Annotated in this window: 17 protein-coding genes and 1 pseudogene; 15 read left to right on the forward strand and 3 right to left on the reverse strand. The window is 60.6% G+C overall.

Features of this window, described 5'->3' with window-relative positions; genetic code table 11:
• Nucleotides 1-399: 399 nt before the first annotated feature.
• The 3 genes from cydB to fdhD form a co-directional block, all read right to left on the reverse strand.
• The gene (cydB, locus tag ACZK2R_RS10535; RefSeq protein ID WP_017354501.1) at nucleotides 400-1,413 is read right to left on the reverse strand and encodes a cytochrome d ubiquinol oxidase subunit II; all 1,014 of its coding nucleotides are present in this window, start codon (nucleotides 1,411-1,413) and stop codon (nucleotides 400-402) included.
• Between the two features lie 11 nt (nucleotides 1,414-1,424).
• Nucleotides 1,425-2,813: a cytochrome ubiquinol oxidase subunit I gene (locus ACZK2R_RS10540; RefSeq protein WP_017354500.1), complete on the reverse strand. Its 1,389-nt coding sequence runs from the start codon at nucleotides 2,811-2,813 to the stop codon at nucleotides 1,425-1,427.
• 109 nt (nucleotides 2,814-2,922) lie between these two features.
• On the reverse strand, nucleotides 2,923-3,783 hold the full coding sequence (gene fdhD / locus ACZK2R_RS10545) for a formate dehydrogenase accessory sulfurtransferase FdhD (RefSeq protein WP_026070516.1): 861 nt from the start codon (nucleotides 3,781-3,783) through the stop codon (nucleotides 2,923-2,925).
• Between the two features lie 477 nt (nucleotides 3,784-4,260).
• Between fdhD and ACZK2R_RS10550 the strand changes: the two genes are divergently transcribed.
• The 15 genes and pseudogenes from ACZK2R_RS10550 to uvrB all read left to right on the forward strand — a co-directional run bounded on the left by ACZK2R_RS10550 (nucleotide 4,261) and on the right by uvrB (nucleotide 21,071).
• Nucleotides 4,261-6,534 carry an FdhF/YdeP family oxidoreductase gene (locus tag ACZK2R_RS10550; protein WP_049399264.1) on the forward strand — a complete coding sequence of 758 codons (2,274 nt, stop codon included), beginning with the start codon at nucleotides 4,261-4,263 and terminating at the stop codon, nucleotides 6,532-6,534.
• 31 nt (nucleotides 6,535-6,565) lie between these two features.
• Nucleotides 6,566-7,606: a GTP 3',8-cyclase MoaA gene (gene moaA, locus ACZK2R_RS10555; protein ID WP_017354497.1), complete on the forward strand. Its 1,041-nt coding sequence runs from the start codon at nucleotides 6,566-6,568 to the stop codon at nucleotides 7,604-7,606.
• Nucleotides 7,607-7,614: 8 nt separating this feature from the next.
• Nucleotides 7,615-8,613: a bifunctional molybdenum cofactor biosynthesis protein MoaC/MoaB gene (moaCB, locus tag ACZK2R_RS10560; protein WP_026070513.1), complete on the forward strand. Its 999-nt coding sequence runs from the start codon at nucleotides 7,615-7,617 to the stop codon at nucleotides 8,611-8,613.
• Nucleotides 8,610-9,863 carry a molybdopterin molybdotransferase MoeA gene (locus ACZK2R_RS10565; RefSeq protein ID WP_017354495.1) on the forward strand — a complete coding sequence of 418 codons (1,254 nt, stop codon included), beginning with the start codon at nucleotides 8,610-8,612 and terminating at the stop codon, nucleotides 9,861-9,863. Before moaCB ends, ACZK2R_RS10565 begins: the two co-directional genes overlap by 4 nt.
• The gene (locus ACZK2R_RS10570; protein WP_017354494.1) at nucleotides 9,863-10,123 is read left to right on the forward strand and encodes a MoaD/ThiS family protein; all 261 of its coding nucleotides are present in this window, start codon (nucleotides 9,863-9,865) and stop codon (nucleotides 10,121-10,123) included. The genes ACZK2R_RS10565 and ACZK2R_RS10570 overlap by 1 nt, the downstream gene beginning before the upstream one ends.
• 3 nt (nucleotides 10,124-10,126) lie before the next feature.
• Nucleotides 10,127-10,645, forward strand: a complete 519-nt coding sequence (locus ACZK2R_RS10575) for a molybdenum cofactor biosynthesis protein MoaE (protein WP_017354493.1) — start codon at nucleotides 10,127-10,129, stop codon at nucleotides 10,643-10,645.
• Nucleotides 10,611-11,177 carry a molybdenum cofactor guanylyltransferase gene (gene mobA / locus ACZK2R_RS10580; RefSeq protein WP_026070512.1) on the forward strand — a complete coding sequence of 189 codons (567 nt, stop codon included), beginning with the start codon at nucleotides 10,611-10,613 and terminating at the stop codon, nucleotides 11,175-11,177. The genes ACZK2R_RS10575 and mobA overlap by 35 nt, the downstream gene beginning before the upstream one ends.
• The gene (locus ACZK2R_RS10585; protein ID WP_017354491.1) at nucleotides 11,174-11,533 is read left to right on the forward strand and encodes a hypothetical protein; all 360 of its coding nucleotides are present in this window, start codon (nucleotides 11,174-11,176) and stop codon (nucleotides 11,531-11,533) included. The genes mobA and ACZK2R_RS10585 overlap by 4 nt, the downstream gene beginning before the upstream one ends.
• A gap of 87 nt (nucleotides 11,534-11,620) precedes the next feature.
• A complete protein-coding gene (modA, locus tag ACZK2R_RS10590) occupies nucleotides 11,621-12,364 on the forward strand; it encodes a molybdate ABC transporter substrate-binding protein (protein ID WP_026070511.1) in 744 nt (247 codons plus the stop codon).
• A gap of 3 nt (nucleotides 12,365-12,367) precedes the next feature.
• The gene (modB, locus tag ACZK2R_RS10595) at nucleotides 12,368-13,051 is read left to right on the forward strand and encodes a molybdate ABC transporter permease subunit (protein WP_005413347.1); all 684 of its coding nucleotides are present in this window, start codon (nucleotides 12,368-12,370) and stop codon (nucleotides 13,049-13,051) included.
• Nucleotides 13,041-13,700: pseudogene (locus tag ACZK2R_RS10600) on the forward strand (ATP-binding cassette domain-containing protein); the annotation flags it as partial. The gene modB and the pseudogene ACZK2R_RS10600, both read left to right, overlap by 11 nt.
• A gap of 685 nt (nucleotides 13,701-14,385) precedes the next feature.
• A complete protein-coding gene (locus ACZK2R_RS10605; RefSeq protein ID WP_026070510.1) occupies nucleotides 14,386-15,783 on the forward strand; it encodes a sigma-54-dependent transcriptional regulator in 1,398 nt (465 codons plus the stop codon).
• A gap of 9 nt (nucleotides 15,784-15,792) precedes the next feature.
• Nucleotides 15,793-17,814: a cache domain-containing protein gene (locus ACZK2R_RS10610; RefSeq protein WP_017354487.1), complete on the forward strand. Its 2,022-nt coding sequence runs from the start codon at nucleotides 15,793-15,795 to the stop codon at nucleotides 17,812-17,814.
• Between the two features lie 120 nt (nucleotides 17,815-17,934).
• Nucleotides 17,935-18,858, forward strand: a complete 924-nt coding sequence (locus tag ACZK2R_RS10615) for a bestrophin family protein (protein WP_227832955.1) — start codon at nucleotides 17,935-17,937, stop codon at nucleotides 18,856-18,858.
• A gap of 233 nt (nucleotides 18,859-19,091) precedes the next feature.
• Entirely contained in the window at nucleotides 19,092-21,071 is a 1,980-nt protein-coding gene (uvrB, locus tag ACZK2R_RS10620) for an excinuclease ABC subunit UvrB (protein ID WP_017354485.1), read from the forward strand.
• Nucleotides 21,072-21,173 lie beyond the last annotated feature (102 nt).

Consider the following 21,173-nt stretch of genomic DNA (forward strand, 5'->3'; position numbering starts at 1 on the left):
TTGTCAGGTGGCTATCTCGTAGCGGCCCCATACATGATGTAGTCCTTCTTTCTAGGCGACTTCGTTGGTGTGAGGCGTTCTTCTACCACCTCACCGTGAATCATCGACTTTCCTTCAAGTCAGTTCGATCCGAAGGCATACGATTCAGGGTCGGCTGAAGGCCCCACTCATCACATCCTGTGTGTCTTAGGGCGATACACGATTCTGGGAGGCCGGGCGTATTGGCTAACTGATTGAGTCAAGTCGAGGGCCAGAGGCGGTGGCATTTGACCTTCGGCTTAGCTGAAGATAGTCCAGTGACATTCAGTTCATGAGTCGGCCGCCACCGAACCCACTCGCCCTTTCCGGGCTTTAGTTGAGCCCATTCTCCACTTCAGGCGAATGGGCGGCATATCACGCTCAATGATAGCTCGTGCTCGCACTCACCTTGCCGCGGAAAACGCGGTATGACCAGGCGGTGTAGCCCAGGATGACAGGAAGCATGACCGCCAAGCCGACCAGGCTGAAGCCAAGCGACGACACTGGCGCTGCTGCATCCCAGATCGTCAATGCCGGGGGGAGCAGGTACGGCCACATGCCGAGTACGAGGCCTAGGTAACCCAGGACAAACAACGACAGGCTCAGTAGGAAAGGGGCAAGATCATGAGTGGGGCGTTTCTCCGCGCGCCACAGCGCCACTGCCACGGCGAGCGTAAGAAGGGGGACGGGGGACAGCCACCAGAAATTCCCGTCACTGAACCAGCGAGTCATTAGTCGCAGATCAAGGAACGGCAGCCAGCTGCTCACGAGCCCCATGGCCACGATCACGGCGACCACCAGGGGGCGGGTCAGGCGCCTGGCAAGTGCGTGGGTTCGCCCCTCGGTCTTCAAGATTAGCCAGGTGCCTCCAAGCAAGGCGTAGCCGGCAACCAAGGCTGCTCCGGTAAGCATGGCAAAGGGGCTGAACCATAGGAATGGCCCGCCAGCGTAGGTGTCACCAGTCATTGGCACGCCTTGCACCACCGTGCCAAGAATCACTCCTTGAGAGAACGCGGCCAGAAGCGAGCCAAGGCCGAAAGCCACGCTCCAAAGCCTCTTGGAGCGATGGGCTTTGAACCTGAACTCAAAGGCGACCCCCCGGAAAACCAATGATACAAGCAGCAGAAGTACTGGAAGGTACAGGGCCGAAAGAAGCGCTGCATAGGCTGTTGGAAACGCTGCTAGCAATCCGGCTCCGCCGAGCACCAGCCAGGTTTCGTTGCCATCCCATATTGGGGCAGCGGTGTTCATCATCACATCGAGCTGCTCTTCATCCTCGGCAAAGGGCGCGAGAATGCCAATACCGAGTACGAAGCCGTCGAGGACGACGTACATCAGGACGCCGAAGCTGATGACGGCGAACCAGGCGATGGGCAACCAGGTCATCGAGTCCATGTCAGCGTTCCTCAGAGAGATTGATCAGCGGCCGAGATAGGCCGTGCAGGTGTGCGATCACCACCCTCTAGCGACGGACTTCCGTCTTGGGCATGTGGGCCATGTCGGAGGATCTTGACCAGATACCAGATGCCCCAACCAAATACGAACGCATATCCAGCGACATAGACCGCGAGTGAGATCGCTGTCATCCAGGCCGTTTGCGGTCCCACGGCATCAGCCGTTCGCAAAACGCCATAGACAATCCAAGGCTGGCGCCCCATCTCGGTGACAAACCAGCCGGCCACCAAAGCAACGAACCCACTTGGAAGCATCCAGTTCCAAGCGCGCAGCAGGGCCCCGGAATCGAACAGCTTACGGCGGGCCAGGGTGAAAGCAGAAAGCCAGGCGAGCAGTAGCATGAGGGTGCCTATCCCAACCATGATCCGGAATGCGAAGAACACAGGCGTGACCGGAGGTCGTTCGCTCGCCGGTACGGATGTCAGCGGTGCGAAGGTTCCATCCATGGAGTGAGTCAGGATGAGGCTGCCAACACGCGGAATCGCGATCTCAAGATCGTTCCGCTCTTCCTTCTCATTTGGTACAGCGAAGACGACCAGCGGAACTCCTTCACCTTCTTGGCCCTGATGCCAGTGAGCCTCTACCGCTGCGATCTTCATCGGCTGGTGCTTGAGGGTGTTCAGACCATGCATGTCACCCACGAAAATCTGAACAGGAACGGTAATGGCCGCAAATATCACAGCCGCCCCAAGCATCTTGCGGCCGGCTTCGACGTGCTCCTTACGCCGCAGGTACCAGGCGCCAACACCACCCACCACGAAGCAGGTTGTTATGAATGACCCTATTGCCATATGGGCCAGTCGATAGGGGAACGATGGATTGAACACAACCTCGAACCAGTCAACCGGATGGACCACTCCGTTGATCATTTCGTAGCCCGCAGGCGTATGCAACCAGCTGTTGGAGGCAAGAATCCAGAACGTTGAAAAGAGCGTTCCAAGTGCGACCATGCATGTGGAAAAGAAGTGCAGGCGTGGTGATACTCGCCCCCAGCCGAACATCATCACTCCGAGGAAACTTGCCTCCAGGAAGAAGGCTGTCAGGACCTCGTAAGTCAGTAGGGGGCCGATTACGGTTCCGGCGATCTGGCTCAAACGAGGCCAGTTTGTGCCGAACTGGAACGCCATGACGATACCGCTTACCACGCCCATGCCGAAGGACACGGCAAAGATCTTCTGCCAGAAGAAGAACAGATCCCGCCACACCGGGTTGCGGGTTCGAAGCCAGCGCCATTCCACGAAACCAAGCCAACTGGCCAAGCCAATGGTGAAGGCAGGGAAGAGCACATGGAAGCTGATGAGAAAGCCGAACTGAATTCGGGAAAGGAGGAGGGCGTCCATAACGATCCCAATAGGGGGTGGGTGGTGGCTAGCGGCTCAAGTTCCGATGGTGCCTAGCAATTTCATCGGCGGAGATCCTTGCTCATTGCACGGCAGGCGTCATCTGGCGTCATACGGCTGCTAGGTGTGCAGCTTCCAAATCGAGTAGGCGCTGGGGGTGTGAATAGATGTTGAAGCCATCCGAGCGCGCGAAACCGACAAGACAGATCCCTGCGGCCTTTGCGAGATCTATGGCTAAGGCTGTGGGTGCCGATACCGCTGCAACGATCGCCATGCCTGCATAGGCGGCCTTACTCACCATTTCGTAGCTAGCACGGCTAGATAGAAGCACGAGACCTTCGTTGGTTGAAGTCGATGAGCGCCTCATTGCACCAATGAGCTTATCTAGTGCGTTGTGCCTGCCCACGTCTTCGCGTACCACTTCGATAGCTCCGTCCGGGAGAACCCATGCTGCTGCGTGGGTTGAGCCGGCAGCCTCGTTCATTGGCTGTAGCCCTTTTAGCGAGGACAGTGCTACGCGTAGCGCCAAGGCGGAGTAGGTGGTGGGTCGGTCGATTGGCAAAGGCATTCTGAGCACTTGCTCCAGTCGACTAGCTCCACATAGCCCGCAACCGCTACGCCCGGGTAGGTTGCGGGTGGCGTCGTTGGGCATTGACACGATGGGCGCACTATCTGTGACTTCCATCGCCAGCTCAATGCCTTCCAGCGATGGCCTCACTTCAATCCGGAGAAGTTGGGAGGGATCAGAAATTGTTCCCTCCGTCATGGAAAAGCCCAGCGCAAAGTCTTCCAGATCCGTTGGGCTGGCCATCATCACCGAGAAAGGACTGTCGTTGTAGAGCATCGCGACAGGCACTTCTTCGGCAACGCTGTCCATGATTGAGCCGCGCTCGCCACCACGCCACCGAAGGGTTCTTCGATATGCGATGCCGCAGGGCTCGTTGGCAGGTACTGGGCTGGGCGCTTGCATGGAGATGAGGCCTGGCGGGGAGGGAAGCCGGTAACGATGATCTGGGCGTGCAGGGTCCCTCGGGTCGGGGACTTCTTAGTGGTTTGACAGTGCGGAGAGTATCCCAAGGCGTACACCCCGCTGCGGTCAAAATTTACAAATGTTCGCAGATGGACAGTTTGGCTGAGTTGATCCGACATTCTGTTCGAGGGGCTGTGGCCCGCCTGTCCGCTACATGTGCCTGTAGCTAGAAAACGCCCGATAAATTAGATAGTTACAATCGATGGCGGGTGGCGTGAAGACCTGTTCGTGGTGAGGGCCAGGATGAGCGCTTCGGGTCCGTTGAGGCACTCGTATCGGACACCAGTGCCTCGATTCGATCCCCGGCGTGTACGCCGGACGTCTTGTCTGGGCAGGGTGGACATACTGTCCGTGGAAGGGGAGGCCGTCGCGTGCTTAACTTTTCCCACTCCCAATTGCATGCTGCGAGTGCCTGTCATGTCAGAGCAGAAGATCCCCCGTTACAAAGCCTACGACCATCCTGCCGGTGGTTGGGGTGCCACCGGTGCAACCGCCAAGGTTCTGATGCAGCAGAGCGTCATTGCCAAGGGATCTAAAGCGCTTTTGTCGATGAATCAGCCTGGGGGATTCAAGTGCCCCAGTTGCGCTTTCCCGGATGCAGATCACACCAAGAAGCTGGAGTTCTGCGAAAACGGTGCGAAGGCCTTGGCATGGGAGGCAACCAAGCATCGCGCCACGCGTGAGTTCTTCGCGGAGCACACTGTCCAGGAGCTGATGGCGCAGTCCGACTATTGGCTGGAGATGCAGGGTCGATTGACCGAGCCGATGCGATATGACCCGGTATCCGACCATTACGTTCCTTGTAGCTGGGATGAGGCCTTCGCGCTGATCGGGCGACACCTGCAGGCCCTGTCCAGCCCGCATGAGGCTGAGTTCTACACCTCGGGGAGGACGCCGAACGAAGCCGCGTTCCTGTACTCGATCTTCGTGCGCGAGTTCGGAACCAACAACTTCCCGGACTGCTCGAACATGTGCCACGAGCCGACCAGCCGGGGGTTGCCGCCGGCAATTGGTGTCGGCAAGGGCACTATCGTGCTCGATGACTTTGAGCATGCTGAGGCCATCTTCGTCATCGGCCAGAACACAGGCACCAACTCACCACGAATGATGTCCAACTTGGTGGAGGCGCGGAAGCGTAATGCTCCAATTGTCGCGGTCAATCCTATGCCGGAACGTGCGCTGATTCGCTTTGCCGAGCCCCAGGACGTCGTGCAGATGGCCACGTTTGGCTCCACCGAGATTTCCAGTGAATTTGTACACATTCGCATCGGCGGTGACCTGGCCCTGATCAAGGGCATCATGAAGGCTATGTTCGAGCGGGAAGCGGCCGGCGAGTCTGTTCTCGATCACGAATTCCTGACCGAGCACACCGTCGGGCTGGAGGCATTGCGTGAAGAAGTGATGTCCCTGGAGTGGAGCCAGATCGTCCAAGTGTCCGGGATCAAGAAGGAGCAGATTCTGCGTTGTGCAGAGATCTACATCCGTTCCCGTGCGACCATTATCTGCTATGGCATGGGCCTGACCCAGCACCAGCAAGGATCTCGCCTTTTGCAGCAGGTTGCCAATCTGCTGATGCTGCGCGGCAACTTCGGAAAGCCCGGGGCGGGCATTGCTCCTATTCGCGGCCATTCCAACGTGCAAGGCGACCGTACCGTCGGCATTGATGAGAAGCCGACGCAACGCTACCTGGACCAAGTTCGCGACGTGTTCGGGTTCGAACCGCCGCGCGAACATGGGCACCATGTGGTTGAGTCTATTGAGGCGATGCTGGCTGGAACCGCCAAGGTCTTCATCGGCATGGGCGGGAACTTCATCCATGCTGTTCCTGATACCGAAATTGCCTACAGGGCAATGCGTGGTCTTGAGCTTACGGTTGGCATCGCCACCAAACTCAACCGTGGCCACCTAGTGCATGGCAAGGAGGCGCTGATCCTACCGGTGGTGGCGCGCTCGGAGTGGATCCATACCCCGCTGGGTGAGCAGTTTGTCACCATTGAGGATGCCATGTCGAATGTCACCGCATCCCGTGGAGTACTGGAGCCTGTGAGTGAACATGTTCTTCCGGAAGTTGAGATCGTGTGCCGCATGGCAATGGCAACACTGCCGGACAGCAAGGTCGACTGGGCAGCTTGCATGCACGATTACAACCATGTTCGTGAGCTGATCGCGGCGGTCTATCCCAGCATCTACGCAGACTTCAATGAACGGATCCAGGCGCCGCGTGGCTTCCACTTGGACATTCCGCCGCGCCGCCGTGAGTGGCCGACACCTAACGGGAAGGCCAATATTCTGGTGTTGCCGGGTCTTGAAGTGAACGACCTGGTCGAGGATCCCACTATGCTTCGGCTGGCCACGGTTCGCTCCCATGACCAGTACAACACGACAATCTACAGCTACAACGATCGCTATCGCGGTGTGTATAACGATCGAATGATCCTCTTCATGAACCTGGAAGATCGAGTAGCACGAGGGATTGGGAAGGAGGAACAGGTGAGCCTCGAGACGATCTCCAGTGATGGCGTCTGCCGGCGGGTCGATGGGTTGACTGTGCTTGACTATCCGATGCCGCGTGGCGCGATTGCGGGCTACTACCCTGAACTCAATCCACTGCTACCTCTGGATTACTTCGATCGCATCAGTGGTACCCCCGCGGCGAAGTCGATCCCGGTCAGGGTGGTCATTTCACAGTGATTGCGCCGGCATGTCGTAGGGAGGACTAAGAATGTCAGCCGAGCTCATTCGGGCGCCAGAGCCGGTAGGTGAGGGCGCACTGGCAGATCATCCCCGCCAACTCACCGACGGTTTCGGACGCAGCTTTCCGTACCTGCGCCTTTCGTTGACCGAAGCCTGCAACTTCCGTTGCAGCTACTGCCTGCCCGACGGCTACCAGGCCGATGGCCGCCCGCGCTTCCTGCAGGTGGAAGAAATCGCGCGCCTGGTGCGTGCGTTTGCCGCGCTGGGCATGAGCAAGATCCGCCTGACCGGCGGCGAGCCCAGCCTGCGCAAGGACCTGGATGAGATCATCGCCACCGTGGCGGCGGTGCCGGGCATCCGCAAGGTGGCCATCACCACCAATGGCACGTTGCTACCGCGGCGCCTGCCGGGCTGGCACCGCGCCGGCCTGACCGCGCTGAACGTGAGCATGGACAGCCTGCAGCGCGAACGTTTCAAGACCATCACCGGGCATGACCGCCTGCCGGAGATCGAACAGGGCCTGGCCCTGGCGCAGGCGCTGGGCCTGCCGGCGATCAAGCTCAATGCGGTGCTGCTGCGTGGCCTGAACGACGACGAGCTGCCGCAGTGGATGGACTACCTGCGTGACCGCCCCTTCAGCGTGCGCTTCATCGAACTGATGCGCACCGGCGACAACGAAGCCTATTTCCAGCGCCACCACCTGCGCGCCGACGTGGTGATCGAGCAGCTGCTGGCGGCTGGCTGGCACGAACGGCCGCGCGCCGCCGATGCCGGCCCGGCGCGTGAGTACAGCCACCCGGACCATCGCGGCACGGTGGGCATCATCGCCCCGTATTCGCGTGACTTCTGCAAGGGCTGCAACCGCCTGCGGGTGACCGCCAAGGGTGACCTGCGGCTGTGCCTGTTCGGCGAGTTCGGCGTGCCGCTGCGCCCGCTGCTGCAGAGCGACGATGACCATGACGCGCTGCTGGCACGCATTACCACGCAGCTTGGCCTGAAAGCGGCCGGGCATGGACTGCACCAGGGCCAGACCGGGCTGACCCCGCACCTGGCCTCCATCGGAGGATGAGCAACACGATGAGTGGGGAATTGAATGCGGCCTTCCATATGGCCGATGTCCGCGACAAGCGCATCACCCGCCGACGTGCGGTGGCGGTGGGCGAGCTGCATGCCGGTCCAGTGGCCTATCCGCTGATCGTCGAGCGCCGCCTGCCCAAGGGCGATGCGCTGGTGATGGCCGAGATTGCCGGCCTGCAGGGCGCCAAGATGGCCTCGATGCTGATGCCACTGTGCCACCCGCTGCCGCTGGAACTGGTGCAGGTGTTCTGCGCGCCGGTACCGGAACGGCAGGCGATCCGCGTGTGGTGCGAGTGCGCCAGCGAGGCGCGCACCGGCGTGGAGATGGAGGCACTGGCCGGCGTCAACGCGGCGCTGCTTACCCTGTACGACCTGAGCAAGCCGGTGGAACCGGCCCTGCGCATCGAAGGTATCCGCCTGCTGTTCAAGGAAGGCGGCAAGCGCGGTGTCTGGCTGCACCCCGACGGCATGGACGATGCCGAGCGCACGCGTTTCAAGCCGCGTGCGCCGAAGGGCCTGGAGGGCGCGGCCTGCGCGGTGATCACGCTGAGCGATCGCGCCAGCGACGGCACCTATGAGGATATCTCTGGCCCGACCCTGGTGACCGGCCTGAAAAAGCTGGGCGGCGAGGTGGTGGCCGCTGAGGTGTTGCCCGATGGCATCGAGCCATTGGCGGGTCGCCTGCAGGCCTTGGCCGCCGAGGGCGTGCGCCTGTGCCTGTGTACCGGTGGTACCGGACTGGGCCCGCGTGACCTGACCCCGGAGGCGCTCCGTTCCCTGAACGCGCGGCCGGTACATGGCCTGGCGCAGATGGTGCGCGCGCTGAGTGCACAGCACACGCCGATGGCCTGGCTGAGCCGCGCCGAGGTGGTGCAGCTGGGCAACATGCTGGTGTTCGCGCTGCCCGGCAGCCCGAAGGCGGCGGCGCAGTGCCTGGATATCCTGGCGCCGGTACTGGGCCACGCCCTGGCGATGGTCGAGGGGGATGGCCACTCATGATTCCCTATTGCGAAGCCTTGCAGCACCTGCTGGACGCGGCCACGCCGCTGCCGGCCGAGCGCGTGCCGCTGCATGAAGCCGGCGGCCGTACCCTGGCCAGTGACATCCACAGCGGGCAGTCGTTGCCGCCGTTCGACAATTCGGCGATGGACGGCTTTGCGCTGCGCGCCAACGGCGCGACGTTCGAGGCCGGTACCGAATTCGCGGTGCAGGGCTGGCAGGCAGCCGGCGATGCCGGCGCCGAAGGCGGCGAGGGTGCCTGGGAAATCATGACCGGAGCGCGCATGCCGGTTGGCCTGGATACGGTGGTGCCGGTCGAGAACGTGGAGATCCTCGCCAGCGAGGACGGCCGCCCGACCCGCATCGCGCTGACCGCGACGGTGAAGCCGGGCCAGAACGTGCGCCTGCGCGGCCAGGACGTGCGCGAGGGTGAGCGCGTGCTGTGCGCCGGCCAGGTGCTGGATATCAATGCCCGCACCCTGCTGCACGCCCTGGGCGTGGGTGAGGTGGCGGTGGTGGCGCGGCCGAGGGCGGCGGTGATCGCCACCGGCAAGGAACTGGTGACCGAGGCGGCGCAGGCGCTGGAATCGGGCCAGATCCGTGACAGCAATCGCCCCTACCTGGTGGGCCGCCTGCAGGCGGCCGGTGCCGAGGTGGTCTGGCAGGGCACGGTGGGCGACGACGTGGCCGCGTTCAATGCGGTGCTGGATGAAGCGCTGGCCGCTGGCGCGCAGCTGCTGATCAGTACCGGCGCGGTGTCGGCCGGCCGCTACGACTTCGTTCCCGATGCGCTGCGTGGCCGTGGTGCGCGCATCGTCTTCCATAAGGTGGCGATCCGCCCCGGCAAGCCGTTGTTGTTCGCGGTGTTGCCCAATGGCGCGCTGTACTTCGGCCTGCCCGGCAACCCGGTTTCGGCTGCCGTGGGCCAGCGCTTCTTCGTCGAGCCGGTACTGCGCCGCCTGCTGGGGCTTGCACCGGAACCGGTGTTGCGGCTGCCGCTGCAGGCCGACGTGCGCAAGCCGCCCGGTCTGCGCTTCCACGCGCGGGCGCGGGTGGAAATGGACGGGCAGGGGCGCCTGAGTGCGCGCGTACTGTCCGGGCAGGAGTCGTTCCGTTTGATGTCCATGCTGCAGGCCAACGCCTGGGTGGTGCTGGAGGCCGAGGGAGACCTGGCCAGCGCTGGCACCTTCGTGCGCGTGCAGGGCTGGGGTCACCACGAACCGGTGCAGCTGGTGAGCCAGGAGTCATGATGAAACAGGTGAATCTGCAGTTGTTCGGTGCGTTTTCCGATCTGGATGCCAGCCGCGAAATCGCCGTCGATGTGGCCGGTGGCACCGTGGCCGATCTGCGCCAGGCGCTGCGCGAGCTGCTGCCGGTGCGTTGGCCGGGTTTCCGCGCGGGCCTGCTGGACTACTCGGCGTTTGCCGACCAGCAACGCGTGCTGCGCGACCACGAGGCGCTGCCCGACGATGGCCGCGTGGCGATCCTGCCACCAGTGAGCGGGGGCTGAGCGATGAGCGAGAAGATCATCGCGACGGTGGTGGACCGCGCGCAGGCGGCGATCGATCCGGCCGAAGGCATCGCGGCGGTATCTGATCCGGGCTTCGGCGGCATCGACGTGTTCATCGGCAAGGTGCGCGACGTCAACATCGGCCGGCCGGTGACCGGGATCACGTACGACCTGTTCGAACCTTTGGTGCTGAACGAGTTCAAGCGCCTGGCGGCAGAGGTCGAGGCGACGTTCGGTCCGAAGCTGAAGCTGTATGTGGCCCACGCCAAGGGCCGGTTGGGCATTGGCGATGTGGCGGTGGTGGTGGCCGCCGGCAGCCCGCATCGAGACGAGGCATTCCGGGCCTGCCGGCAGTTGATCGAGGTGGTCAAGCACCAGTGCCCGATCTGGAAGCAGGAGCATTACGAGGACGGCGACAGCGAGTGGACCGAAGGCTGCAGTCTCTGCCATGCGGATAACGAACCCACGCAAGCTCATGACAATGCCCATGAATGTGCACACGATCACGAACATTCCCACTGACGGCATCGTGCTGGCCGGTGGTCTTTCCAGCCGGATGGGCCGTGACAAGGCGCTGCTACCGTGGCACGGGCGAACCCTGCTAGAGCACATGCGTGGCCTGCTGCGACAGGCAGGTGCGGAAAGGGTATGGGTGAGTGGCAACTACCCGGCCTTCGGTGGCATTCCTGATCGCGTGGCACGCTGCGGCCCGTTGGGCGGGCTCTACAGTGTGGCCATGTGCATGCCGGACGCTGCCGCTCTGGTGCTTCCGGTGGATACGCCCAATGTGACCCCGGCGTTACTACAACGGTTACGTGATGCGCCTTCGGCTGCCTGTGTGCTGTTTGCGGAAGAACCCCTGCCGATGCGGTTGCAGATTGATGACCATTGCCGGCATGTGTTGCGGGAATTGATCGAGAATCCGGCGGCGCACCGCTCGCTACACGCCCTGCGAGAACGCTTGGGCGCAATCGAGCTGCCACTGGCGGATAGCGAATACGACCAGCTACTCAACTGCAACACCTCAACCGAGCTCGAGTTCATTGCATCATGAAAGTCCAGCTACAGCGGCAGGCAGTTCGTCTGCGCGTTGATGAAGAGGAGCTAGCGCAGTTGCTGGCCGGCGAATCGGTGGAGAACCTGACGCGGTTCGGCGGCGATCGCGGCTGGGGCATGGTGCTATCACTGCATGCAGGGCAACAGGCGGTGCTTCTGGAGGGGAGCGAGTACTGCCGGTTGATGCTTCCTCGCGAAGCGGTTCAGTCCTTGGCATTACGTTTGCCCTGTCGTGATGGTCTGGGTTTTGGCATTGCGCTGGATGATGACATCTCGCTGCAGCTTCAATTCGATGTGGATGTACGAGACAGCCTGCGCCAACGAGGTCCGCACCGTCGTGCACCCTCTACCTAGCTCTGGGCGGGCCAGCTATGTAGCGCCTGCGATGCCAAGGATAGGCGGTGAAACCGATCTAAACCCAACCAAACGGGGAAACCAATGATGAAACGAGTTGGACTGTTGTTGCTGGGACTGCTGGCCACGGTGCCGGCCTTGGCGGCCGACCTGACGGTGTCGGCGGCATCGAGCTTGACCGAGAGCTTCCGCGAACTGGGCACCGCCTATGAGAAGGCACACCCGGGAACCAAGGTCGATTTCAACTTCGCCGCGTCCGGCGTGCTGCTGCAGCAGATCAGCCGCGGCGCGCCGGTGGATGTGTTCGCGTCGGCCGATGAAACCACGATGGACCAGGCCCAGCAGCAGGACCTGCTGGCGGCCGGCACCCGCGAGGTGTTCGCGGTGAACGCGCTGTGGGTGGTGGTGCCGCCGCAGGCCAAGGCTGCGCCGCGTACCTTGAAGGACCTGGCCGGTGCCGGTGTGCAGCGCATCGCACTGGGCAACCCGGACAGCGTGCCGGTCGGCCGCTATGCCAAGGGCGCGCTGGAAGCGGCGGGCCTGTGGCCGTCGGTGCAGGGCAAGACCATCACCACGCAGAACGTTCGCCAGTCGCTGGACTACGTGGCGCGCGGTGAAGTGGATGCCGGCTTCGTCTATGCCACCGATGCGCAGGCGATGCCTGATCGGGTGCGCCGTGCCTTCGCGGTGCCGGTGGCGGGGCGCATTGCCTATCCGTTGGCGGTGACCAAGGCCAGTGCGCAACCGGTTGAAGCCAAGCGCTTCACCACCTTCGTGCGTTCGGCACAGGGCCAGGCGATCCTGGCCAAGCATGGGTTCGGCAAGCCCTGAGGCATGGATCTCGACTGGAGCGCACTGTGGTTGTCGCTGAAGGTGGCCGGCTGGGCCACCGCGATCAATCTGGTGCTGGGCGTGGCACTGGGCGCGCTGCTGGCACGTCGGCGATTTCCTGGCCGTGAGCTGCTGGATTCGCTGCTGACCCTGCCGATGGTGCTGCCGCCGACCGTGCTGGGGTATTACCTGCTGGTGCTGATCGGCCGCAACGGCCCGATCGGCGCGTGGCTGCAGTCGTGGTTCGGCATCAACCTGGTGTTCACCTGGCAGGCGGCGGTGATCGCTGCGGCGGTGGCCTCGCTGCCGCTGGTGTTCAAGCCGGCACGCGCGGCGTTCGAGGAAGTGGATGGACAGTTGGAGCAGGCCGCACGCACGCTCGGTGTGTCCGAAGCAGCGGTGTTCTTCCGCATCACGCTGCCGCTGGCGTGGCGCGGCATCCTCGCCGGCCTGCTGCTGGCGTTTGCACGCGCGATGGGCGAGTTCGGCGCGACGCTGATGGTGGCGGGCAGCATTCCCGGCCGCACGCAGACGCTGTCGATCGCCATCTACGAAGCGGTGCAGGCCGGCCAGGACGGCAAGGCCAATGCGCTGGTGATCCTGACCTCGGTGGTGTGCATCGTGATCCTGCTGCTGGCCGCGCGGCTGGTGGGCGGACGTCGCCGGGAGCTGCGTGATGTGGCTTGACCTGCAGGTGCAGCGTCGCCTGCAGGCGGCCGGCCAGGATTTCGTATTGGACGTGTCGCTGCAGTGCACGCAGCGGCAGGTGGTGCTGTTCGGGCCCTCGGGCGCGGGCAAGAGCCTGACCCTGAAGGCGGTGGCCGGGCTGCTGAGGCCGGGCCAGGGTCATGTGCGCCTACAGGGGCAGACCCTGTTCGATGCGGCCACCGGTGTGGATCTGCCGCCGCAGCACCGCCGGCTGGGCTACGTGTTCCAGGATTACGCGCTGTTCCCACACCTGAGCGTGCGCCAGAACGTGGCGTTCGGTCTGCAGAAGGGCTGGTTGAATCCGCGGGTCGGCCAGCGCTTCGATGCGGTGGAGCAGTGGTTGCACGCATTCCGCATCGATACGGTGGGTGATCTGCTGCCCTCGCAGGTGTCCGGCGGCCAGCGCCAGCGTACCGCCTTGGCACGCGCCTTGGTGACGCAGCCGCAGGCGCTGCTGCTGGATGAACCGTTCTCCGCGCTGGACCAGGATCTTCGCCAGCACTTGCGGCAGGAGCTGGAGGCCGTGCTGGACGGGGCCGGTATTCCACTGCTGCTGATCAGCCATGATCCCAACGACATTGAGATATTTGGGGGCCAGATCGCCTGCATCGAAAATGGGCGACTGATCTCTCCTCCCGGCTCGCGTCAGAGGCCGACCCGTCAGCCCCGCCTTCTACCATCCTTAGTCGGCTCCCCAACAAGCCCGGGTCTTGAGGGGAAGAGCAACCATCAGTCAGTCGGAGACTCAGAGAGTCCAAAGCCACGATACATCTGCCCGCGAGCCGCGCAAATGGGAGACGACCCTGGTGCATAGGCATCTCTATGCCGGTAGGCGAGCGGTAGGGCCTGGACCTTCTTGCAAGGCGGATCGACTCGCCCGCGCTTGGCCGCGCTGCGTGGCTCCGGCCGAGGCGGGGACAACGCGCACCCAGCGCTTCCCATATGGCCGAATTGGCGTAATGATCCGCTCGAAGGGAGCGAGACTTCTCCAGCCTCCCGTGGCGACCGACCGCCGAGGGGCTTGGAGGGGCACGGAGGCCATTGGCGCTCTGGGCAATATGGCGAGGAGCCCCCGGTCCGTTTGGCCACCAAGAGGTCGATACTAGGCTCGTAGGGCAAGAGTTCCGGATTGGCATATGACTGAGGTCGACAGCATTGAACGTCTCAGACTGGCCTTTGGTGCACAACGTCCTACGTCGTGAGAGGGGGTGTTTTGTTCGATATGTCACCCGTCATCTAGCGGTCGAAAGATCGAAATGAACTCGAACACGAATCGACGGAACTAGCCACGCTTCAATTGTACTGAGGGAAACATGACGCCAAAGAGCGCCAACCAATCTTCCGAAGAGCGCGCAAACGGCGATCTTGCATGGCCGGACCTTGCGCGCTCATCGATACTGATCGTTGACGACGAACCTGGCATGCGTAGCTTCTTGGTTCGTGCCTTGCGACCGCGATGCAAAGTTGTGGAAGCTGCAGCTGACACCATTGAAGCGGAGCAGCATCTGACGGAGCGCCACTTTGACATCGTGATTGTGGACAACGTGTTGCCAGGGAAGAGTGGCATCGCGTGGCTGGAGGACCAGCGCAGGGGAGGGGTCTTGGCCGACTTCATTCTGATTACTGCGTACGCAGACTTGGATTCCGCTATCGGCGCTATCCGCGCGGGAGCGGCTGATTTTCTTCTCAAGCCTTTCAGAACCAATCAGTTGCTGGCCGCTATATCGCGCTGCCTGGAACGCGGTCGCCTACGGCGGGAGAATGCCATTCTCCGTCACGAGCTACATGGCTCCGGTGCACCAGCTGCGCTTCGAGACAGGCTCACAGGTAGCTCGCGTGCGATTCAGGCCACCAAGGATCTGATCGCGAAGGTCGCACCACTGCCCAGTAGCGTGCTGTTCACTGGAGAATCCGGCTCTGGAAAGGAGGTTGCCGCAAGATCGCTGCACGCGTTGTCCGCACGGGCATCTCATCCTTTCATTCCAATAAATTGTGCAGCTGTTCCCAGCGAGTTGATTGACGTTGAACTGTTCGGGAGTCTCAAAGGAACGTTCAGTGGAGCGAACTCGTCTCGCCAAGGACTGGTCGCCTATGCAGAAGGCGGAACATTGCTGTTTGACGAAGTCGCTGATCTTCCCTTGGCTCTCCAAGGAAAGCTGCTAAGGATGCTTGAAGATAGACGGATACGACCAGTTGGCGCAGATCGGGAGATTCCGATCGATGTCAGATTCATCTTCTCAACCAACAAGAATTTGGTTGCGGAAGTGAAGAATGGAACATTCCGGTCGGATCTCTACTATCGCATCAACGTTCTCGAGGTGTCGCTTCCTCGCCTTCATGACCGCGGCGCTGATGTGTTGGAGCTGGCGGCGGGCTTCATGCGTGAGCTGGGGCTGCAGCTTGGCCTTCAACCGATTCCGATCGACGAAAGGATCCGGGCATATCTTCAGAGCTACTCGTGGCCCGGGAACGTCCGCGAGCTTCACAACTACGTTGAGCGTAGCCTGATACTCGGACACTTTCCGACTCAGCTTGAGCGGTTGGAGTCACTCTCTGACCCACGAAGCCGGCTGCTCTCGGAGGTCGAGCGCAGGCACATCCTTGCAGTGCTTCGTGAGACTGGCGGAGATCGCGAAAGAGCGGCCACGATCTTGGGCATATCGCGAAAGACGATTGATCGTAAGTGCTCCAGTTGGAATGTATCAGCCTAGGAATCTGCAATGAACCGAGCGCGCTCAGTTCGCTTCCGCCTGCTTCTAATCGCGATCCTTCCAATGTTTGTGATCCTGCCGGCTATCGTCGGCGGACTCATCTACCAATGGGATTTGCGCTTCGACCGACTGCTCGCCTCGAAGGTTGGCGGGGACCTGAAAGTTGCGGGACAGTACATGAACCAGCTGCTCGTCAACGACCGCGCGACGCTGGCTGCGATTGCTGATTCGCAGAGCTTCCATGGCGTCATTAGCCAGGGGGTCAACAAGAATGCAGAGCTTGGCAGCCTACTAGCGTCGAAAGCCCAAGGTGGTTCACTAGACTTCATCGCACTGTTGGATTCAAACGGTCGCTTGTTGGCTAGTAGTGAGCCGGCCTCGCCAGCTGAGCTTGACTTGGACTGGTCAGTCATCGAAAAGGCCCTGAAGGGAGCGTCCAGCGTGGAGGTGGGGGTGGTAAGCCGGGACGATCTGATGGAGATCTCCCCAAAGCTCGCCGCACGGGCCGAGGTCATTCGTCCGCATAACGCAAGGAATCCTGTCGATTCGGCCCAGAGTGAGAAGCGGGGCCTAATGATTCAAGCTGCAACGCCGGTTGCACTTCCAAACAATCAGGTTGGCGTCTTGATTGCGGGTACTCTGCTGAACCACAACACCGAGTTCATCAAGCAGATCACTGATCTTGTCTACCGAGATAAGGCCCTGCGTACTGGCGCAACAGGGATAGCCTCCATCTTCCTTGGTGATACCCGCATCAGCACCAACGCGTTGTTGGCGGGAGGGAACCCAGCGTCGGGGACACGGGTGTCTTCTGAAGTGGCCGAGGCCGTGCTGGGCCAGGGAAAGACCTGGCAGGCGAGAGCCTACGTAGTCAATGATTGGTACATTGCCGGCTATATGCCCATTCTCAATGGCCGGGGCGTACCTATTGGTATGCTCTTCGTGGGCTTTCTGGAGGAGCCATTCACCACCGCCCGTCGAAATTCCATCGGAGCGATCGTGTTCGGTTGCCTCCTTGTTGCAGTCATCACCGTACCCCTTTTTCTGTACATCGCTCGCGGCGTGTTCAAGCCACTTGAGCGGATGGATCAGGCAATTGGACGGGTCAAGGCGGGCGACCGCAGTGCTCGCTCCGGAGCAGGGGCATCCAATGATGAAATCGGACGTGTCGCTTCGCACTTGGACCAGCTGCTCTGTCAGCTGGAAGAGAAGGAACGGCAGCTGGTCGCCTGGAACGAGGAGCTCAATTCCAGGGTAGAGGAGCGAACTGCTGGTCTCGCACTAGCCAATAGACGGTTGGAAGAGACGACCCAGCACCTGATTGTCACTGAGAAGCTGGCAACAATTGGCGAGATCGCAGCAGGAATAGCGCACGAGATCAACAATCCGCTTGCCGTCATGCAGGGGAACCTCGAGCTTCTGCGTGACTCGATCAGGGAGCCCGAGGGTCAAGGGTTTGGAGAAGAGATTGACCTCATTGAGGATCAAATTGGGCGTATCAGCACCATTGTTTCCAAGTTGCTGCAGTTCTCCAAGCCCAGTGAGTACTCCGGTCATAGTGAGCTGTTAGAGCCTGCCACGCTGATGTTGGAGACGCTGCCCCTGATTCAACACCTCATCAAGCGCCATCCCGTGAAGATAGAGAAGAACTTCCTGTCCACACGGCTCGTAACGGGCAATCGGGGCGAGCTGCAGCAAATTCTTGTGAACCTCCTGATCAATGCAATCTATGTCATGCAGAAGGGCGGAACGCTGGGATTGGCGACGTTGGACGTTGACGACGTTCATGGTCACCCTGGCGTCGCTTTGCGAGTCTCAGATACTGGAAGCGGCATTCCTCAGGACATTCTGGTCCGAATTTTTGAGCCATTCTTTACGACCAAACATCGTCAAGGTACTGGGCTGGGTCTTTCCATCAGTCAGATGCTTGCCAACCGCCACGGTGGCAGCCTGTCGGTAGTGAGAACCGGCCTGACAGGGACGGTCATTGAACTATGGATGCCCGAGGCTGCCGACGATGAACTGCTTTAGACCTGCTGTAGCAGTGTCATGCGAACGGCGTGATGTCATTCGCATTTCGAACTCAAGTGGAAGGAATTTGTTGCCTAGGCGTATCGACGCCAGCAGTCGATCAATGAATCAGAGGTTGGCATGACACACCGTCTCCCAGATGTTGAAACGAGAATGCGAAGGCAGCCGACGTTGTGGGACGTTGCGTTTGCCGTCAGGGGTACCATCCTGCCCAGGATCGCATTGCATCTACTACTGATTAGCATTGTGACCGCAGGAGCGGTGCTCGCATCAACGGAGCATCCAGGAATCTTTGCTCGCTTCAGTGCCGTTCCGTTCACGCTCATTGGTATCGCACTTTCCGTATTCATGAGCTTTCGAAACAACGCTTGCTACTCCAGATGGTGGGAGGCGAGGCACCTTTGGGGTGACCTGGTCATAGCGTGTCGCTCAATAGCCAGGCAGACGTCCCTGCTGGATCCAAACAGCCGAGCACAGATCCTGCGAGGCCTGTGTGGCTTCAGTGCTGGCCTCTATTCTCGACTGCGCCGGGCCGACGAAGCCCATGCGATCGCACCTTGGTGGGATATTGGCAAGGCATCACAAGGCCCGAATCCGACGGACGCTGTGCTCCAGGGCATTGGCTTGAAGCTTGCCCATCTGGCTCATGAGGGAAGGATCGACTCGATTCAGTACTCGGTGATGGATAAGCAGCTTGCCAACTTGGCTCGTATCCAGGGGGGGTGCGAGAGGATACTCAATACTCCGATTCCATTCTCGTATTCGCTGCTGCTTCACCGGACTGCGATCGTATTCTGCACAACACTTCCTTTTGCGCTGGCAGGAACATTGGGGTGGTGGACCTTTTTACCGGTGCTCATTGTGGCGTACACGTTTTTTGGTCTCGATGCGCTGGGCCGTCAGCTGGAGGAGCCATTCAGTTCCGCGCCGAACGCGCTCCCGATCTACTCAATGCAGAGGACGATCGAGACAGAGCTAATGTCAACGCTGGCTCTGACTGCGGTCGATCAGGAGTCGGTACAGCAGCCAGGTAGGGAGGAGTGAGGCGTGAGCGGAGGGCGGCGGGTGCACTTCTGAGGCCGCTCCGGCATGTAACGACATGCCAGCTCACGCCCTAGCGCTAGTCAGGCATGGGTTGCCAGGCTCACCTGAAAGGAACTCGCCCAAAGATAGCATTCGTACAGCCCCCTTGGTTCCGCTCGCACATATGGGATGGAGTCTGTGAGACGGGAATAGTTCCTCTAACGATCAAGAATGAGCCAGTAGGAGCGTAAGTGATGTCAACAGATATGTTCGTAATGCATTCGGATCATACGCCGGCCGGGGATCAACCCGAAGCGATTGCCAGGCTAATTGCTGGCATCGAGGAGGGAGCAACACATCAGACCTTGAAGGGAATTACAGGGTCAGGGAAGACCTTCACGATGGCCAATGTGATCCATCGGCTGAAGCGACCCACGCTCATTCTTGCGCCAAACAAGACGTTGACTGCTCAGCTCTACGGGGAGATGAAGGCGCTGTTCCCCGAGAACGCCGTGGAGTATTTCGTTTCCTACTACGACTTCTTCCAGCCAGAGGTCTATATCCCAGGTAGCGATCGTTACATCCAGAAAGACTCAGCCATCAATGATCACCTTGAGAGGCTTCGACTATCGACTACGAAGTCTCTGATTGAGCGTAGAGACGTGATTGTTGTCGCTTCGGTGTCCTCAATCTATGGACTGGGAGACCCACAGAGCTACCGGGATCTGCAGGTTGAGCTTGCGCTTGGAATCGAACTGGATCAGAGGGACTTCCTGCGTCGGCTTGCATCGCTTCAGTACGACAGGACTGAGCGGACCCTGAAGCGTGGCACGTTCCGTGTGTCTGGCGATGTGGTCGATATTTTTCCCGCCGACTCTGAGTACAAGGCAATTAGAGTAGAGCTCACGGACGAGGGGAGAGTGCAGTCGCTCACCTGGATTGATGCGGTTACAGGGAAGAAGCTTGGCGATGAGACGCGCTACCTCGTTTCTCCAAAGACACTCTTCGCAAGCCCCAAAACAGAAATCAATGAGGCTACGAAGGCCATCCTCAAGGATTTGGAGGCCAGGGTGACGGAGCTCAACGCATCTGGTCGAATCGTTGAGGCAAATAGGCTTTACGAGAAGATCACGAACGACGTGGAGATGATGAGGGAGCTGGGATATTGCTCTGGCATGGAGAACTACTCCAGTTACCTGAACTCGAAGCCTTCAGGAGCTAGGCCGACGACACTCATGGACTACCTCCCGAAGGATGGCCTGCTATTTGTTGATGAGTCGCACGTCATGGTTCCTCAGATCGAGGCGATGTTCAGGAGCGATCAGAGCAGGAAGGATACTCTAATCGAGTACGGGTTCCGTCTACCTTCGGCGATGAACAACAGACCGCTTAGCTTCTCTGAGTTTGAAGCCATCAAGCCCCAGACGATCTTCGTTTCGGCTACGCCTGGCGCCTATGAGATTGGGAGATCCAAGGGAAGATTGATTGACCAGCTCATCAGGCCCACTGGCTTGCTCGATCCGCTGGTAGAGGTGAGGCCGAGGGAGGGCTACAGGCACGATCTTCTGTCAGAGATCGCCCGTTGTGTACGAGAGGGCGACAGGGTCTTGGTGACCACGCTGACAAAGGTGTCTGCTGAGGAGCTGTGCGAGTTCCTCGAGGATCAAGGGGTGCGTGCGAAGTACATGCACTCGGATATCAAGGCAGAGGATCGAGTTGAGATCATCAATGGGCTGAGGGCCGGCGAGTTCGATGTGCTAGTGGGTATCAGCCTGCTGAGAGAGGGGCTCGATATTCCTGAGGCCTCTCTGGTCGCTATCGTTGATGCGGACCAGGCGGGCTTCCTTCGGTCGAGCCAGGCCCTCATTCAGATGATTGGACGAGCCGCAAGAAACTCGCGCGGTAAGGCGATCATGTATGCCGATACGATCACTAGTGCGATGCGGCAGGCCATTTCTGAGACTGATGACAGGCGACAGCATCAGATCGCGTTCAATGAGGAGTTCGGCATCACCCCGTCAACGTCTCGCGGAATGTTGGGATCAACAGAGGCTCGACCTGACCGGTCGCAAGCCCATTCAGCGGAGTTCTGCGCCAACCTAAAAGACCTCTGTGATCGAATTACATCAAAGGAGCGACAGCTTCTGGAGCTCTCTGATGCCGGGGACGAGGAGGAGATCGAGTTCGTCAGGCTGGAGCTAGACAAGCTATACCGCCAATTCATCTACATGTAACCACTCTTTCGAGTGGTGGGGCGTGGCTCCTACAGGAGCCCGCCTTTTGTGGTGTGGGGGTGGGGCGGGAGGGGTCTGTCACTGGCCTCTGGCGGCGGCTCG

The organism is Stenotrophomonas sp. 96582_Sma, from assembly GCF_056480905.1.